The following is a 16,097-nucleotide window of genomic DNA, read 5'->3' on the forward strand; positions in this document are numbered from 1 at the left end:
GGCAGACGCCGGCCACGCCCCCCACCACGACGCCCAATCCGGCCCTCCGCCTCCCCGGCTTCGAGGCCGCGGCCCTCGCCCTGGCCCTCGTCGGCGTGGCGCTCCTCGCGCGCGGGCGCAAATCCTTATAGGCCGCGACTCGGGTGGCGCCGCATGGCCCCCGAGAAGCGCATCCGCGTCCTCGTCGCCAAGCCCGGCCTCGACGGCCACGACCGCGGCGCGAAGGTCATCGCGCGCGCCCTCCGCGACGCCGGCATGGAGGTCGTCTACACGGGCCTCCGCCAGACGCCCGAGCAGGTCGCCGAGGCGACGATCCAGGAGGACGCCGACGTCGTCGCGCTCTCGTGCCTTTCGGGCGCCCACATGACGCTCTTCCCGCGCATCGTGAAGCTCATCCACGGCGCGGGCGCCCGCGACGTCCTCATCCTGGGCGGCGGCATCATCCCGCCCGACGACGGCGCGGCGCTCAAGAAGGAAGGCATCGCCGAGGTCTTCGGCCCCGGCACGCCGACCGACGACATCATCGCGTACATCCGCGCGCACGCGCGGAGCCGCGTCGCCGCGTGACGCCATGAGCGCCGCGGACCTCGCCGAGCGCCTCCTCGCGGGCGACCGTCTCGCCGTCGCGCGCGCGATCAGCCTCGCGGAGGACCGCGACCCGGCCGGCCGCGAGATCCTGAAACGCGTCTACGCGCGCACGGGGCGCGCGCACGTCGTCGGCGTCACGGGCCCGCCGGGGTCCGGCAAGTCCACGCTCGTCGACCAGCTCGTCGGCGTGTACCGCAAGGCCGGCGCGACGGTGGGCGTCGTCGCGGTCGATCCGACCTCGCCCTTCACGGGGGGCGCCCTCCTCGGCGACCGCGTCCGGATGCAGTCCCGCGCGACGGATCCCGGCGTCTTCATCCGCAGCATGGGGAGCCGCGGCCACCTCGGCGGTCTCGCGCGCGCGGCCGTCGACGCGGTCCGCATCCTCGACGCCTCCGGCAAGGACGTCGTCATCGTCGAGACCGTCGGCGTCGGGCAAGGCGAGGTGGACGTCGTTCGCCTCGCGGATTCGGTCATCGTGGTCGCGGTGCCGGGCCTCGGCGACGAGATCCAGAACATCAAGGCCGGGCTCATGGAGATCGCGGATCTCTTCGTCGTGAACAAGGCCGACCGCGAGGACGCGGACAAGACCGTCGCGGAGCTCGCGACGTGGCTCGAGATCGGCATGACCGCGGGCTGGAACGCGCCCGTCGTGAAGACGGTGGCCTCGAGGGGCGAGGGCGTGGCGGACCTCGTGAAGGCGATCGCCGAGCACCGCGCCTGGCTCGACGGGGAGGGCCGCCTCGAGTCGCGCCGCGCGGAGCAGGGCCAGCACGAGCTGCTCGAGGCGCTCAAGGAGCGCGTCGAGACGATGGTGCTCGGCGGCCGCGACGGCAAGCGCGCCTTCGCGGACCTCGCGCGCGCGATCGCGCGGCGGGAGACGGACCCATACTCCGCGTCCGAGGACCTCTTCGACCGCCTTCCCGCGGGCAAGGGATAGCGCCAAAACCTCTTTCCCCTCGCGCGCGGCTTCCCGTCGCGCATGTCGTTCCACCTCGTCGTGATCCCGCTCGCGATCGTGGTCCTCCTCGTCGCGTGGATCGTCGCGATCTACAACAAGATCATCACGCTCGAGAACCGCATCGACAACGCCTGGGGCCAGATCGACGTGCAGCTGAAACGGCGCGCGGATCTCATCCCCAACCTCGTCGAGACCGTGAAGGGCTACGCGTCGCACGAGAAGACCGTCCTCGAGAACGTCACCCGCGCGCGCGCCGCGCTCATGTCCGCGGGCTCGCGCGAGGAGGCGAACGCCGCCGACAATCTTCTCACGGGCGCGCTCAAGTCGCTCTTCGCGGTCGCCGAGGCATACCCCGACCTCAAGGCGAACCAGAACTTCCTGCGCCTGCAGGACGAGCTGACGCACACCGAGAACAAGGTGAGCTTCGCGCGGCAGCACTACAACGACTCGGTGCTGGAATACAACAACACCGTCGAGACCATCCCGAGCCGCTTCGTGGCGGGCCCCATGGGCCGCGCGGAGAAGAAGATGCTCGAGATCGAGCCCGCCGCCCGCGAGACGCCCCGCGTGTCCTTCGGATGACGATGGCGACCCGGCAGCCGAAGTGGAGCTTCGCGGACCAGATCGCGCACAACCGGCGCCAGACGGTGCTCGTCGTCGGGCTCATGGGGGCGATCCTCTTCGCGCTCGTCTTCGCCCTCGGGCTCCTGCTCGACGCGCCGCCCGTGTTCACGGGCGTCGGCACGCTCCTCGTCGTCGGGATCTACCTCGCGATCACGTGGAACCGGAGCGTCGATTTGGTGATCCGCGCCGCTCGGGCGCGGCCCGCCAACCCGGCCGTCCGCGAGGAGCAGCTCCTGCTCCACCGCGTCGAGGAGATGGCGATCGCATCGGGCCTCCCGACCCCGCGCGTCTACGTTCAGGAATCCGACGGCATCAACGCGTTCGCGGCGGGCCGCGACCCCAAGGAGGCGGTCGTGTGCGTCACCACGGGCGCGCTCCGCAAGCTCGACCAGGAGGAGCTCGAGGGCGTGATCGGCCACGAGATGTCGCACATCCTGAACTACGACGTCCGCCTCGCGACGGTCACGGTCGCGGTCGTGGGCGCGATCGCGATGCTCTCCGAGATCGCGATCCGGGCCTTGTGGTTCGGCGGCGGGCGGCGCGGGGGCGGCCGCGGCGGTGGAGCCGGACCGCTCATCATCGTCGCGCTCGTCCTCATCGTGCTCGCGCCCGTCTTCTCGCGCCTCGTCCACCTCATGCTGTCGCGCCGCCGCGAATACCTCGCGGACGCGACGGGCGTGCGCCTCACGCGCAATCCGGAGGGTCTCGCGCGGGCGCTCCTCAAGATCAAGGGGGATGTCGCGGGCGAGCCGCCGGGGTCGAAGACGGTCGCGGGGCTCTACATCTCGAACCCGTGGCGGAGGATGGATCTCTCGAGCGTGCTCTCGAGCCACCCGCCCCTCGACGAGCGCGTCGCCCGCATTCGCCGGATGTGACTCATCTTTCCAGCAAGTCGGTCGGCGGCCCCGCGAGGAGGAGCGTGAAGGTGGTCTCGCCGCGGTTGTTCGTTTCGTCGGACTCCGCGACGGCGTTCGCGGGATCGCCGACGACGCTCACGACGAACGTGCCGATCTTGCCCTTGGCGTCGAGCGTCGCGGTGAGCGGCATCATGGAATGGCCCGCAAGCGAAAGGGGCCATACGGAGCGGAAGACGCGGTCCTCGTCGTCGACGCGGTAGCTGAAGGTCGCGGTGAACACGCCCGTCGGCGCGTTGCCGCGGTTCGAGACCTGCGCGTTCACCCGCACCTGGGTCGCCTCCTGCACGTGGGTGACGTTCGTGATCGCGATGTCCTTGTGGAGAGGATTCGCGAGCGTGACGTTCAGGCGGACCTCGGATCCAAGGTGGCCGTCGGTGGCCTGGATCCGGAGGCTGGTCTTGCCATTGTGGAAGGTCCGCGTGTCGAGGTCGAAGCTCCACGCCCACCCGCTCGACGCGTTGGTCTGGATCCCGTATCCCTGCACGACGCCCCGGTTCGCGAGGAAGATGCGCACCCACGCGTTCGGGCCCTCGGCGTCGGGGGCCGTCCCTTCGAGACGCACGATGCCCGCAAGGGGCGTGGAGTTGTCGAACGTCGTCGCGACCGCGGGCGCGCTGTTGGGACCGACCACGATCGTGCCCTTCATGACCGGATGGAGGCGGCAGAGGTACGGGTACGTGCCGGCGGTCGCAAACGCGAGGTCGGTCGACGCGAGCCGCCCGACGCCGGCGTCGAAATGGCGCGGCCACGCTTCGCTCGTGACGGTGTGGTTCACGGTCGCGTTCGGGTTCGTCCAGCGCACGACCTCGCCCGTGCCCGCGAGAAGGACGATCTTTGGCGAGAAGGCGAAGTCCGCGGTCGAGATGACTGCTGAGGGCGTCGTCGCGGCGCCGGCCGGCAGGAGGATGGCAAGCGCGAGCAGGACCGCGGCGCGGCGCATGCGACGCGACCGGCCGGGCGCGGGATAACGTTTCTCCTGAAAGCCTCTTGACGGGGGACGCGCTTCCCGAGCGTATGCGCCGCGCTTTGCTCCTTGCCGCCGCCCTCCTCGCCGCCGTCGCCCTCTCCGGCTGTCTCGCGGCTGTCGTGGAGCGCGACGGGAGCGTCGCCCCGTACGTGGACGTCGCGCACGTCGAGCCGGGGGGCGTCGCCTCGTTCGGGCTCTACGTCGCGAACGCGGCGACCGTCCGGCAGTCCTACGACGTGACCTTCCCCGACACGCCCTCGGGCTGGCGGCTTGCGGCCGAGGAGGCCCGCTTCGCGCTCGAAGGCGGCGAGGCGCGCGCGCTCTTCCTCACGGCCCAGCCGCCCATCGACGCGCGCCACGGCCACACGCCCTTCGTCGTCTCCGTGGGCGGCGCGCGCGTGACGCTCCACGCCATCGTCGAGAAGGCCCCGGGCGAAGCCGCGCGCAAGGGCGTCGGGATGCAGCTCCACACGGTGGGCGTCTGGCCGAACGGGACCATCTTCTACACGAACTGGAAGGCGGTGGTCGACGGCGGGGCCGCGCCCGACGTGGACCTTTCCCCGGACGAGCCCGCCGACTACGAGCCGCTCAAGGTGTATGTGGGCGGCGAGCGCGGGAAACGTCCGCCGGAGCCGTACAACCGGTCGGGTTACGTGAACGTCATTCCGGGCTTCGACGCCGCGCTCCCCGGCCTCAAGGCCGGCCACGTCCGCGCCGTCCGCATCGCGCCCGAGGACGCCTACACGCGCGCCGGCAACGAGAAGCACCGCCTCTTCGGCGACCCGCTCGCGTTCATCATCCGCGCGGCCTCGGTGGACGTCCTGCCGCCCGACGCGACGCTCCCGCTCCCGATCCGTCCGCCGGTCGGAGGGGCGCCCGCGTGGCGTTGAAGCGGGTCGCGCTCTCGGACCGCGCCTGGTGCGTCGACCACGCGACGTCCGTCGCCGTCGTCGAGAACGATCGCCGCGCCTTCATGGTGGACGCGGGGCTCGACGAGAACCTCGCGCGAAAGATGGTGAACGACCTCGCGCAGCGCGGAATCGCGCTCGAGGCCGTCGTCGTGACGCACGCGCACGCGGACCACTTCGGCGGCGCGGCCTTCGCGGCCGCGCGGACGGGGGCCCGCGTGCTCGCGCCCGCCGTGGACGCCCTCACCCTCGGGCATCCCGACCTCGAGCCGTGGACGCTCTGGGCCGCGGCCCCGCCGCCCGACGTCGTGAACAAGTTCCTGCGCGGCCCCGAGACGCCCGTAAACGCGACGCTCGCGCCGGGACCCGCGACGCTCGCCGGCCTCGACGTGACCGTCCACGCGCTGCCGGGCCACACGCCGGGACAGATCGGGGTCGGCGCGGACGGCGTCCTCTTCGTCGCGGACGCGCTTCTCGGCGAAGCCGTGCTCGCGAAGCATCCCGTGCCCTTCTCGGTGGACCCGGACGCGGCGCGGGCCTCCGCGGCCCGCGTCGCGGGGCTCGGCTACGACGTCGTGCACGCCTATCACGGAGGCCGCGTTTCGGACGTCTCGGCGCTCGTCGCGATGAACGTCGCGGCCTATGACGCCGCCGAGGCCGCGGCCCTCGAGGCCTTCGACGCGCCGCGCGGGGTCGAGGAGGCCTTCGCGCGCGTCGCGTCGCGCTGGCCGTCGCCCCCCGGAACGGTCGGCCAATGGGTCCTCGACGCGGCGTCCTTCCGGGGGACCGTCGCCGCCCTCGCCCGGCGGGGACGGCTCGCGCCCGTCCTCGAGCGCGGCGCGCTCCTCTGGAAGCGGGCCTGACGGGCCAGGGATCCCTCCAAGAAGAAACCATTAAGGGTCGCGCGACGGGTTTCTGGGCGTCATCAAGGGGGAAAACGATGAAACATCACGCGTCATGGTCCCTGGTCGTCGCGGTCGTTCTCGCGTCCGGCTTCCTCGCGGGCTGCGTCCAGCAGGAGGGCGGCGACGGCGCCGGCGGCATCAAGACCCAGTGCGGCGGAACGAGCGCCGCGACCTTCTCCGGGGCGGGCGCAGGCCTGCTCCGCGAAGCCGCGTCCGCTCCCTCCGCGATCGGGAGCGAAGTCGGAGAGGCGGCGCAACCGTCCGGCGGGCTCGTGATCGGCACCCTCGTGCCGCTCACGGGGAGCCTCGAAGCCTACGGCGGCGACATGGAGCGCGCGGTCGAGATGGCGGTCGACGAGATCAACCGCGCGGGCGGCGTGAACGGTCAGCAGGTCCGCGTCGTGAAGGAGGACAGCCAGAGCAACGCCGCGACCGCGCCGCAGGCCTTCCAGCGCCTCGTCTCGGAAAAGGTCTCGGGCGTCGTCGGCGCGGCGGGTTCCGCCGTGACGGGCTCGATCCTCGAGGCGGCGAAGAACAACAACGTGATGGTCGTGACGCCCGCGTCGACGAGCCCCACGCTCACGCTCGACCGCGACAACGGCGGCTACTTCCTCCGCATTCCGCCTTCGGACGCCCTCCAGGGCAAGGTCCTCGCGCAGACGGTCTACCAGGACGGATGCCGCTCGGCCGTGCTGATCGCCGTCAACAACGACTACGGCGTGGGCCTCTCGCGCGTGTTCGAGGAGACGTTCAAGAGCCTGGGCGGCACGATCAAGGCGGAGACCGTCAAGTTCCCGGCCAACGCGCAGACGTTCAGCTCCGAGGTCCAGAAAGCCGCCTCCGCGAACGCGGACGCGATCGTCCTCGTCGGCTATCCCCAGGAGGGCGTTCCCCTCATGAAGGAGGCCTTCCAGCGCGGCGCGATGGGGAAGAGCGTGTTCTTCTTCAGCGAGGGCGTGCGGGCCCCCGCCTTCGTGACGGGCGTCGGAAAGACCTCGGACGGCAAGTTCGTGCTCGCGGGTCTCAAGGGCACGGCCCCCACGGGCGTCGCCTCGCCGGGTTTCGAGCACTTCAACCGCACCTTCCACGAGAAGCACGGCCGGGCCCCCGGCCTCTTCGCGGCCGAAAGCTACGACGCGACCTGGATCATCGCGCTCGCGGCGCAATGCGCGGGCGCGAACACCGGGAGCGGCATCAAGGACAACGTCCTCAAGGTCGTGAACCGGGACGGGCCCGCCGACGTCGCGGTGAGCGGCTCGAACGCCGTTCTCGCGCTGAACTCCGCGAAGGCCGGGTGCGGCATCAACTATCAGGGCGCCGCGCACGACTTCGACTTCGACACCCGCGGCGATCCGAAGGAGGGCGTCTACTCGGTCTGGCAGGTCGGACCCGACGGCGCCATCACGACGGTGCGCAGCGACGTGCGACCCTAGGCCGCGGGCGGGGGGCGGAAGCCCCCCTCCTCCTATTTTCCGCCGAGATAGAGCTTCGCGACGTCCGGGTTCGCGAGGACTTCGGGCCCGCGACCCTCGAAGCGGTTGCGGCCCATGTCGAGGACGAGACCGCGGTCGCTCATCGCGAGGGCCTTCCGGGCGTTCTGCTCGACGAGGAGGACCGGCGTGCCCGCGTCCGCGATGCCGCGGATGTGGCGAAACACCTCGTTCTGGAGCGTGGGCGCGAGGCCCGCGGACGGCTCGTCGAGAAGCAGCACACGGGGCGCAAGCATGAGGGCGCGTCCGATCGCGACCATCTGGCGCTGACCGCCCGAGAGTCGGCCCACCTTCTCCCCGCCTCGCTCCCGACAGAGGGGGAAGAGCCCGTAGACGCGCTCGAGCGCGTCGTCGACGCCGTCTTCGAGCGTGAACGCTCCCATCTCGAGATTCTCGCGGACCGTGAGGTTGGGGAACACGTTCGCGACCTGCGGCACGTAGCCGACGCCCGCGCGGACGATCGCGTGCGGCGGTCGGCCCGCGAGGTCCTCGCCTTCGAGCGCGACGCGGCCTTCCCGCAGCGGAATGAGGCCGACGATGGCCTTGAGGAGGGTGCTCTTCCCGGCGCCGTTCGGCCCGATGATGGTGACGACCTCTCCCCGGCGGATGCTCACGCTCGCGCCATGGAGGATGACGGCCTCATCGTAGCCCGCGACGACGCTCTCGGCGACGAGGACGCTCACGGCTCGCGGCCCCCGAGATAGGCCTCGATGACGCGCGGATCGTTCCGCACGGTCTCGGGATCGCCCGCGGCGAGCGTCGTGCCCTCCGCCATGACGATCACGCGATCGGAGTTCGCCATGATGGACTCGATGTCGTGCTCCACGATGAGGATCGCGGCGCCGCGCTCGTCGCGGATCGCGCGGATGCGCTCCATGATGCCTTTCGCGAGGGTCGGATTCACGCCCGCCATCGGCTCGTCGAGAAGGAGCACCTTCGGTTCGAGCATGAGGGCGCGCGCGATCTCGAGAAGCTTCTTCTGGCCGCCGGACAGGCTTCCCGCGTAATCGTCGAGCTTGGCGGAGAGGCCCACGAAATCGAGCACCTCCCGCGCGCGGTCTTCGACCGCCTCCTCGCGTTTCCTCCAGAACGGGGTGATCGCCACCGCGAGGCGTTCGCCCGGCTGGTCGGGCGCCGCGAGCGCCACGTTGTCGAGCACGCTCATCCGGTTGAGCGCCCGGGAGAGCTGGAAGGTGCGCGCGAGCCCGCGCTTCGCGAGCGCGTGCGCGGGAAGGCCCGTCACGTCCTCGCCCGCGAGCGTCACGCGCCCCCCGTCCGGCTCGAGCGCGCCGGCGACGAGATTGAAGAGCGTCGTCTTGCCGGCCCCGTTCGGTCCGATGAGACCCACGATCTCGCCGGGCGCGACCGCGACGTCCATATCGGCGACCGCGACCGCGCCGCCGAACGCCTTGCGCAGCCCCTTCGCCTCGAGGATCGCCTCAGCGGCCAAAGCGAAGCTCCTCCCTACGGCCGACGATGCCTTGCGGACGGTGCAGCATGACGAGGACGAGGAGCACGCCGATGAGGAGCTCCTGCCCGGGACCGGGACGGGTGAGGAAACCCACGACGCTCTCCAGGGGACCGCCCACGACGGGGATCGTCTCGAGCCGGAGCACCCGCGCGAAGGCCGTGAGGCCCCAGAAGGCGATCGAGCCCGCGAGGGCGCCGCGGAGGGTCGTCACGCCGCCGACGACCACGATGGTCCACGCGTAGAACGTGACGAGGGGGACGAACAACGCGGGAATGATCTGCGCGAAGGCCCACGCGTAGAGCATGCCGTAGAGCGCCGCCGGCACCGCGCCGAGCGCGAGCGCCTGGAGCTTGAACCGGAACGGGTTCTTCCCGACCGCGCCGGCCACGTCCTCGTCCTCGCGGATCGCTCGCAGGACGCGGCCCCACGGCGAGCGCGCGAGCCGCGAGAACGTCCAGTACAGGACGCCGAAGAGAACGAGCGCGAGGACGGCCACGAAGAACGGCGAGTAGGGCACGACGCCGAGGGAGGCCGCGAGGGCCGCCCACGGCCCGCTTGTCGCGAAGTCTCGGCCCGGAAGCGGGAAGCTGTAGATGCCGAACGGTCCGCGCGTGAGCCAGACCTCGGAGAGCGCGATCGTCCGAACGATCTCGGCGACGCCGATCGTCGCGATCGCGAGATAGTCCTCCCGCAGGCGCAGGGTCGGGATGCCGACGACGATGGCGAGGGCGACGGCGCCGAGAAGGCCGAGGGCGACCCCCGCGAACCACGGCCACCCGTTGAGATGCGCGAGCCCCACGCCGTAGGCGCCGATCGCCGCGAAGCCGATGTGGCCGAAGTTGATGAGTCCCGCGAGGCCGAACTGCAGCGAGAGGCCGAGGGCGAGGAGCGCGAAGAGCGCCATCGTGAGCGCGACGCCGACGAGGAATTCTCCCGAAACGGAGCCGTTGCGCGCGGAGATGAGGGTCAGGAGGAGGAAGACGCCCGAGGCGAGCGCCGCGACGACGGCCCACTCGCGCCCGTCCCGGGAGAGCGCGGGAAGCTTCACGTCGCCCGCCCCCCGAGGATGCCCTGCGGCCGGACGAGGAGGACGAGGATCAGCACCGCGAAGCTCGCCGCGAACTTGTAGTCGGGCGAGGCGAGCCCCGCGACGAGCTCCATGACGACGCCGATCACGAGGCCGCCCGCCATCGCGCCGTAGGCGCTTCCGATGCCTCCGAGGATGACCGCCGCGAAGAGGGTGAGGAGCAGCGTGAATCCGACGCCGGGGCTCACGGCGAAGTTGTTCAGGGGAAGGAGCGCGCCCGCGAGGCCCGCGAGGCCGGCGGCGAGGATCCAGAGCGCGACCACCAGGCGGTTCACGTCCATGCCGGAAAGGCGCGCGAGGTCGGGGTTGTCGGCGAGGGCGCGGAGCGCTTTGCCGGTGCGCGTGAAGGCGAGGAACGCGTGCACGCCCGCGATGGCCGCGGCGGCGACAACGAGCGTCGTCGCCTGGTCGACGGTGAAGATCGCCGGTCCGACGCGCCACGGCAGCTCGAGGGGACGCGCGTAGTTCAGGAAATCGGATCCGAAGCGGATGGCGATCGCGTTCCGCACGATGAAGGCGACGCCGATGCTCACGATGAGGAGCGTGAGGATGGTCGCGCGGCGGGCCCTGAGGGGGCGCCAGACGACGGCCTCGAAGAGGACGGCGACCACGACGGCCGCGGCGGCGCCCAGCGCGGCCGCGAGGAAGAACGGCGAGGCGAGCGCCCAGGCGGCGAGGGCCGTCCCGCCTCCTCCGAGGGCCCACGCGACGTCGGACCCGCGGCCGCGCGCCGTGCGGCGGCGGGCGACGACCAGGGCGGCCGCCCCGAGGGCGAGGGCGCCCGCGAGGGCGGGCAGCGCGAGGCCGCGCGCGGGAAGGGACAGACCGAGGACGGCGGCTGCGAGCGCCGCCGCGCCCACGACGGCGGCGCGCGCCTCCGAGGGCTCGAGGAGGCCGGCGCGCCATGATCCCGCGGATCGCCCGCGCGTTGGGGGCGCGAGCAGCCCCGCGACGCCGACGGCGGCGAGGACGACGGCGAGGCCGAGGGCCCAAAAGGCGGCTTCGACGGGCGGGACCGAGACGGAGAAGAAGAAGGCTCCGTACGCTCCGACCGCGAGGAGATCCCCGTGCGCGAAATTCGCGAGATTGAGGATGCCGTAGATGAGCGTGAGGCCGATGGCGGCGAGCGCGATCACGGATCCGAGCGCGACGCCGTTGACGCCGTACTGGATCACGTCCGCGATGGACGCCATGAGACAAGGAAGGATGCGGGCCGGCCTATATCGTTTCCTCCTTGGATCGCGCGGGAGCGCGGCTGAGGTCCGCGTAGACCTCCGGGCGACGGTCGACAAGCCCGCGCGAGCGCGTGCGGAACCTCGCGAGGAGGTCGAAGTCGAGGGTGGCCCGGACGATCGCGGGCTCGAAAGGATCTCCGTAGCGCGCGAGGATCCCCCACGGCGCCGCGATGAAGCTCCGCCCCGCGACGGCCGGGTCGACCCTCGAGAAGCCGCCCGCCTTGAGCACGAACGCGCCCGCGTCGTACGCGCGCGCGACGAACAGGGCCTCGCGCGCCTCGCGCGTGGGGTCGGGCTCGAGGTGCGGGCTCATCACGGGGACGAGGAGGATCTCGGCGCCATCGAGGGCGAGGACGCGCGCCGCTTCCGGATAGAGGACGTCCGCGCAGACGAGGATGCCTGCTCTCCGGCCTGCGACCTCGAAGGTCGCGAGGCGATCGCCGCCCACGATGCCGTTCGCCGCCTCGCGCGGCATCGGGTGGATCTTCGTCTGAGCGCCGACGAGGCGGCCATGGTCGTACACGATGCCCCGGTTGTTCAACGCGGCGCCGCTTTCCACGAGGGTCGTGCCGGCGACGGCGCAGCCGAGGTCGCGGGAGAGATCGGCGACGAACCGCTCGGCCTCCGGAACGGTCCGGCGCGGCGACTCCCCCTCGGCGTGGCCCCGGGGGACGAAAAAGTATTCGGGGAGCGCGATGAGGCGCGGGGGACCCGCCGGATCGCGGGTCGCCGCGCGCGCGAGATCCGCGACGCCCGCGAGGGTCGCCTCGACGGTGGCGCGGTGCTCGGTCTGGAGGCAGGCGACGTCGAAACGCACGCTCCGCGAGGCGCGGCGGCGGGCGTCAAGCTTTCTCATGAGGGCGCGAGATCCTCGAGGTCCGCCGCGAGGACGATCCGGCCGGGCTCGACCTCCGCCACGTCGTCGAGCCGCACCTCGAGCATCGGGCCGAAGTTTCCGTCCGGGTCGACGCGCAGGGCGACGATCTCTCCGCGGTCGACGAGGAGCGCGACGACGCGACCGACCCGCGTGTGACGGGCGTCCACGACGTCGCACCCGAGGAGGATGCCGGCGAGGCTCGCCGTGCGCCCCCGGAACACCGAGGGCAGGCGACTCACGTCGGCCGGAGTGAGTTCGAGCACGCGATCCTCGCGGAGGGTCGCGTGGAAAAGGATTGTGGCCGTGTGATCGGGATGATCACGCCGAAGGCTCGGAGGCCTTCTTCTGCTTCCCGATCCGCTCGGCGCGGAGGTTCACGTCACGGGTCGCCGTCACGTTCGTCTTCTCCATGCGGTACTCGACCGCCGTGAGGGCGCCGGCGGGGAGCTTGACGTAGGAGATGAGCGCCGTCACGCCGCCCGGCAGGAGCTTCGGGGGCTCGCGCGCGATGACCTCGGCGCGCGCGTCCGTCGGGACCGTGAGCGTCGAGCTTTCGAGGCTGATCGTGTCCGTGATCTTGACGATGGCCTCTCCCTCGCTGAGGTTCTGCTCCGCAGCGGCGAGGAGTCGGTCGCGGCCCTTCGTCGTCTCCACGATCAGGATCGTCTTCATCCGTTCACCTCGAACCCCGCCTGGACCCCTGGGTAAGGGACGTCGCAGGAACAAGAACAGGAGCCTGCCCCGTTCGTGTGCCGGTGCGACGAGCACCGGGCGGGGCTCGTCGAGCCAACAGGGGCGGTTCGATGTCTTAAGGTTTGTTTTTCTTACAAAGCGGCTCAGAGGAGGAGGCCCGTTGCGCGAGGGACGCAGGAGGTCCGCTCCGGGACGGGTCAAGGCGGGGCAAGAGGGCTCTCCGGCGAGGTCGCGGACGGTCTGCGGAGCGCCTTGTACAGTGCCGACGCGCCCGCGGCGGGCGCAAACGCGCGCCCCGAGCGCGCGTCGGCGACGTAGTACGGGACGCGATCGCGCACCACGGACCTGTACGCGGCGCGCACGCCCTCGTCGTCGAGGCCGCGCGTGGGCACGGTGTCGTCGAGCCGGTTCAGGCACCCCTTCAGCCGGCCGTCGTGCGTGATGCGGATGCGGCTGCAGTGCGCGCAGAACTCGGCGTTGCCGACCGGGTCCACGACCTCCACTTTCGCGTGGCCGACGCGGTAGATCCGGCGATGGTGCATCGCGCGGACCTCCACGCGGTCGGCCCGGCCCGCGAGCCACGCCTTGACCTTCGCCATGTCGGCGCGCGCGCCCGCGAGGTCGTGCCGGATCTCGGGCATGAGCTCGATGAGCTGAAGCTCGAGGCCGTCGCGCGAGGCGACGAAATCGAGGAGCGACGGGAGCGCATCGAGCGTGTCGTCCATCACGACGGCGTTCACCTTGACGGGCGCGAGGCCGGCGGCGAGGGCCGCCTCGAGGCCGTCGAGGACCGGCTCGATGGAGCCGCGTCGCAGGCGCCTGAAATGATCGGGGTCGAGCGTGTCGAGGCTGACGTTCACGCGGGCGAGGCCCGCGTCCGCGAGGGCGCGGGCGCGGCTCGCAAGAAGCGTGCCGTTGGTCGTGAGCGACACCTCCATGAAGGTCGCCACCCTCGCGACGATCGACTCGAGGTCGCGTCGGAGCATCGGCTCCCCGCCCGTGAGCTTGACGTTCACGATGCCGAATTCCCGCGCGATCGTGAGCAGACGAACGACCTCGTCCGCCGTCATCTCGTCGGGGCTCGGGTCGCGGGGTCCGAGCGTGTCCCCGAGGCCCTCGTTGTGGCAGTAGACGCACGCGAAGTTGCAGCGGTTCGTGAGCGACACGCGAACGTCGGTGACGCCGCGGCCGTACCCGTCGACAAGCAGGGGGCCCGCCACGCGGCGCCTAGCCCGTCGGCCTCCTTAACGTTTGCCGGGGGACGCGCCCTCGCGCGCGAATTCCAGATACCGCGCCTCCCCGAGGAGACGGTCCGCGTGGGCCTCCGTGCGTCCGTAAAACCGCCGCACGAGGTCGTCGCGCGAGACGTGCCGACCGATCGCCTCCATGCGCGCGAGAAGGTCCGCGGCCCACCGCTCGCGGACGATGCGCTCGCCGCCGGCGAGCTGGGCCGAGAGGATGGCTTCGGCCCTCGCCCGCGCCGAGCGGCGCACGGCGTCCGCGTCGAAGGCGGGACGACGGGAAGGCGTGTCGAGCGCCACGCGCGACCTTCGCGCGGCACCCTATTAGAAGGTGTCGCGCCACTCGGCCAACGTACAAGTCGGAGGCGGGCGCGAGCGCACGCGCTTGCTCGACGCCGCCCCGCGAAGACCCTCGCTCGACGTCGCAAGCGACGTGCTCGGCCGCAAGTGGCGGGCCGCCGCGCTCAGGGCCCTTGCCGAGGCTCCGCTCGGATTCAACGCCCTCAAGCGCGCGATGCCCGGCGTCACCGCGAAGGTGCTCGCCTCCGCGCTCGCCGACCTCGAAAGGCGCGGCCTCGTCGAGCGACGTCGCGCAGACGGGGCCCTGGCGCGCGTCGAGTACCGGTTGACGCCCGCCGCGTGCGACCTCGCGCCCGTGCTCGAGGCGCTCGCGGCGTGGTCGCGCCGCTGGACGTGAAGGTCCGGCAGCTTGAAGTCCGCGCGCTCCCGTGGCGGACCGTGCAGAATCCGTGGGAGACCTGGCTCGCCAACGCGATGGCCGGCGCCGCGGACGCCCGCGAACGGCTCGCGAGCCCGCGCGTCGCGTTCGAGGCGCGACGGAAGGCCATCCACGTATTCGGCGCGATCGTGGCGGTCCCGGTCTTCCTGCTCCTTCCCTTCGAGGCGGCGCTCCTCTTCGCGCTCGCGATCATGGCTCTCATTGTGGTCGTGCACGTCGCCGAGCGGCGCCGCATCGCGTCGGGCCTTCCGGCCTTCCTCCACAAGCCCGTCGCGACGGCCCTCGAGGTCACGCGGCGCCCGCACGAGAGTTTCCCGTGGCCGCCCATCCTCTTCCTCGTGGCGCTCATCGTGATCGGGACCGCGAACACGTGGGCGGGTTTCTCGAAGGCGTACGCGTTCGCCGCCTTCGGCATCCTGGGGGTCGGCGACGCGGCGAGCGCCCTCATCGGGGTGGCCTACGGCCGGCGGATGCTTCCGTGGAATTCGCGCAAGAGCTTCGAGGGGACGCTCGCGGGCTTCGTCGCGTCCTACGTGGCGGCCGCGCTCCTCGCGTCCATCGCCTACACCGTTCGCCTCGAGGTCATGCCGCCCGCGATGCACGGGGTCGTCGCGCTCGGCGCGCTCGCGGGCGCGCTCATCGAGACGCTCCCGCGCGTCGAGGACAACCTGTTCGTCCCCCTCGGCGCCTACGCCGCGATGATCGGCGCGGCCTTCGCGCTCGGGTCGCCTCTCGCGTGAGGGCAAAAGGGCTTTGTGAGGCTCGCCGCATGCGGGCGCGATGGCCACGGCGGGCGAGATCGGAGCGATCGTCCTCACCGCGCTCTGGCTCTTCCTCCCGGCCTTCCTCGCGAACATGGCGCCCGTCTTCGTCGGCGGGCCGCCCCCGATCGACGGCGGGCGGGTCTGGAGGGACGGCCGCCGGATCCTCGGCGACGGGAAGACGTGGCGCGGTCTTTTCCTCGGACCGCTCGTCGCAAGCGCGATCGTCCTCGGCCTCAGCGTCGTGCCGCCGTCGGAAGCCGGCCGCGCCGCGGGCCTCGTCGGGTGGGGAAGCGCCGCCGAGACGTTCGTCTTCGCGTACGTCATCGGATTCGGCGCGCTCGTGGGCGACGCCGTCAAGTCGTTCTTCAAACGGCGCAGCGGCCGCGACCGGGGCGCCCGGTGGCCCGGTTTCGACCAGCTCGATTTCGTCGCGGGAGGGCTCCTCTTCGCGGCCGCGGCCTCGGCCCTCTGGGGGCTTGCGGGCGGGAACGGGGCCTGGTTCTCGGAGCGATTCACCCTCGAGCGGATCGTCGCCCTCGTCATCCTGACGCCCGGCCTCCATCTTCTCGTGAACATCGTCGGATACAAGCTCGGCAAGAAGGACGTGCCCTGGTAAGGGGCCGACCCGGAGAA

Annotated in this window: 20 protein-coding genes; 10 read left to right on the forward strand and 10 right to left on the reverse strand. The window is 71.7% G+C overall.

Annotation, left to right across the window (positions count from 1 at the left end):
- The first annotated feature begins 153 nt into the window (after positions 1–153).
- Genes VM889_07870 through VM889_07885 form a run of 4 tightly spaced genes read left to right on the forward strand, consistent with a single transcriptional unit; the run spans position 154 to position 3,045 of the window.
- Positions 154–567, forward strand: coding sequence for a cobalamin B12-binding domain-containing protein (locus tag VM889_07870; protein HVL48457.1), 414 nt, complete (start codon positions 154–156; stop codon positions 565–567).
- Between the two features lie 4 nt (positions 568–571).
- The gene (gene meaB / locus VM889_07875) at positions 572–1,525 is read left to right on the forward strand and encodes a methylmalonyl Co-A mutase-associated GTPase MeaB (GenBank protein ID HVL48458.1); all 954 of its coding nucleotides are present in this window, start codon (positions 572–574) and stop codon (positions 1,523–1,525) included.
- Between the two features lie 42 nt (positions 1,526–1,567).
- Positions 1,568–2,128, forward strand: a complete 561-nt coding sequence (locus VM889_07880; GenBank protein ID HVL48459.1) for a LemA family protein — start codon at positions 1,568–1,570, stop codon at positions 2,126–2,128.
- Positions 2,125–3,045, forward strand: coding sequence for a M48 family metallopeptidase (locus tag VM889_07885; protein ID HVL48460.1), 921 nt, complete (start codon positions 2,125–2,127; stop codon positions 3,043–3,045). The genes VM889_07880 and VM889_07885 overlap by 4 nt, the downstream gene beginning before the upstream one ends.
- 1 nt (position 3,046) lies before the next feature.
- Here VM889_07885 and VM889_07890 read toward each other — a convergent pair whose 3' ends face one another.
- Positions 3,047–4,027 (reverse strand): CARDB domain-containing protein, encoded by a 981-nt coding sequence (locus VM889_07890; GenBank protein HVL48461.1) that lies wholly within the window; start codon positions 4,025–4,027, stop codon positions 3,047–3,049.
- 74 nt (positions 4,028–4,101) lie between these two features.
- Here VM889_07890 and VM889_07895 point away from each other — a divergent pair, with 74 nt between their 5' ends.
- The 3 genes from VM889_07895 to VM889_07905 all read left to right on the forward strand — a co-directional run bounded on the left by VM889_07895 (position 4,102) and on the right by VM889_07905 (position 7,300).
- Positions 4,102–4,944: an FKBP-type peptidyl-prolyl cis-trans isomerase gene (locus VM889_07895; protein HVL48462.1), complete on the forward strand. Its 843-nt coding sequence runs from the start codon at positions 4,102–4,104 to the stop codon at positions 4,942–4,944.
- Positions 4,935–5,825: an MBL fold metallo-hydrolase gene (locus VM889_07900; GenBank protein HVL48463.1), complete on the forward strand. Its 891-nt coding sequence runs from the start codon at positions 4,935–4,937 to the stop codon at positions 5,823–5,825. Before VM889_07895 ends, VM889_07900 begins: the two co-directional genes overlap by 10 nt.
- Positions 5,826–5,902: 77 nt before the next feature.
- The gene (locus VM889_07905) at positions 5,903–7,300 is read left to right on the forward strand and encodes an ABC transporter substrate-binding protein (protein ID HVL48464.1); all 1,398 of its coding nucleotides are present in this window, start codon (positions 5,903–5,905) and stop codon (positions 7,298–7,300) included.
- Positions 7,301–7,332: 32 nt separating this feature from the next.
- Here the strand turns inward: VM889_07905 and VM889_07910 are convergent, their stop codons facing one another.
- From VM889_07910 to VM889_07950, 9 genes are all read right to left on the reverse strand, one after another.
- Positions 7,333–8,040, reverse strand: a complete 708-nt coding sequence (locus tag VM889_07910; protein ID HVL48465.1) for an ABC transporter ATP-binding protein — start codon at positions 8,038–8,040, stop codon at positions 7,333–7,335.
- Positions 8,037–8,807, reverse strand: coding sequence for an ABC transporter ATP-binding protein (locus VM889_07915; GenBank protein ID HVL48466.1), 771 nt, complete (start codon positions 8,805–8,807; stop codon positions 8,037–8,039). Before VM889_07915 ends, VM889_07910 begins: the two co-directional genes overlap by 4 nt.
- Complete coding sequence (locus VM889_07920) at positions 8,797–9,876, reverse strand: branched-chain amino acid ABC transporter permease (protein ID HVL48467.1); 1,080 nt, start codon at positions 9,874–9,876, stop codon at positions 8,797–8,799. Before VM889_07920 ends, VM889_07915 begins: the two co-directional genes overlap by 11 nt.
- Positions 9,873–11,108: a hypothetical protein gene (locus VM889_07925; protein HVL48468.1), complete on the reverse strand. Its 1,236-nt coding sequence runs from the start codon at positions 11,106–11,108 to the stop codon at positions 9,873–9,875. The genes VM889_07920 and VM889_07925 overlap by 4 nt, the downstream gene beginning before the upstream one ends.
- A 25-nt stretch (positions 11,109–11,133) precedes the next feature.
- Positions 11,134–11,967, reverse strand: a complete 834-nt coding sequence (locus tag VM889_07930; GenBank protein ID HVL48469.1) for a carbon-nitrogen hydrolase family protein — start codon at positions 11,965–11,967, stop codon at positions 11,134–11,136.
- A gap of 35 nt (positions 11,968–12,002) precedes the next feature.
- Complete coding sequence (locus VM889_07935; GenBank protein ID HVL48470.1) at positions 12,003–12,290, reverse strand: hypothetical protein; 288 nt, start codon at positions 12,288–12,290, stop codon at positions 12,003–12,005.
- A gap of 55 nt (positions 12,291–12,345) precedes the next feature.
- Positions 12,346–12,699 carry a hypothetical protein gene (locus VM889_07940; protein ID HVL48471.1) on the reverse strand — a complete coding sequence of 118 codons (354 nt, stop codon included), beginning with the start codon at positions 12,697–12,699 and terminating at the stop codon, positions 12,346–12,348.
- 218 nt (positions 12,700–12,917) lie between these two features.
- Positions 12,918–13,940, reverse strand: a complete 1,023-nt coding sequence (gene moaA / locus VM889_07945; GenBank protein HVL48472.1) for a GTP 3',8-cyclase MoaA — start codon at positions 13,938–13,940, stop codon at positions 12,918–12,920.
- 24 nt (positions 13,941–13,964) lie between these two features.
- Complete coding sequence (locus VM889_07950; GenBank protein ID HVL48473.1) at positions 13,965–14,261, reverse strand: hypothetical protein; 297 nt, start codon at positions 14,259–14,261, stop codon at positions 13,965–13,967.
- A gap of 85 nt (positions 14,262–14,346) precedes the next feature.
- On the opposite strand from VM889_07950, the gene VM889_07955 reads away from it, so the two are divergent.
- Genes VM889_07955 through VM889_07965 form a run of 3 tightly spaced genes read left to right on the forward strand, consistent with a single transcriptional unit; the run spans position 14,347 to position 16,080 of the window.
- Entirely contained in the window at positions 14,347–14,658 is a 312-nt protein-coding gene (locus VM889_07955; GenBank protein ID HVL48474.1) for a helix-turn-helix domain-containing protein, read from the forward strand.
- Positions 14,637–15,440: a hypothetical protein gene (locus VM889_07960; protein HVL48475.1), complete on the forward strand. Its 804-nt coding sequence runs from the start codon at positions 14,637–14,639 to the stop codon at positions 15,438–15,440. Before VM889_07955 ends, VM889_07960 begins: the two co-directional genes overlap by 22 nt.
- Positions 15,441–15,480: 40 nt before the next feature.
- Positions 15,481–16,080: a CDP-2,3-bis-(O-geranylgeranyl)-sn-glycerol synthase gene (locus VM889_07965; GenBank protein ID HVL48476.1), complete on the forward strand. Its 600-nt coding sequence runs from the start codon at positions 15,481–15,483 to the stop codon at positions 16,078–16,080.
- Positions 16,081–16,097 lie beyond the last annotated feature (17 nt).

The organism is Candidatus Thermoplasmatota archaeon (assembly GCA_035540375.1).
In the GTDB taxonomy this organism is placed as follows: Archaea; Thermoplasmatota; SW-10-69-26; order JACQPN01; family JAJPHT01; genus DATLGO01.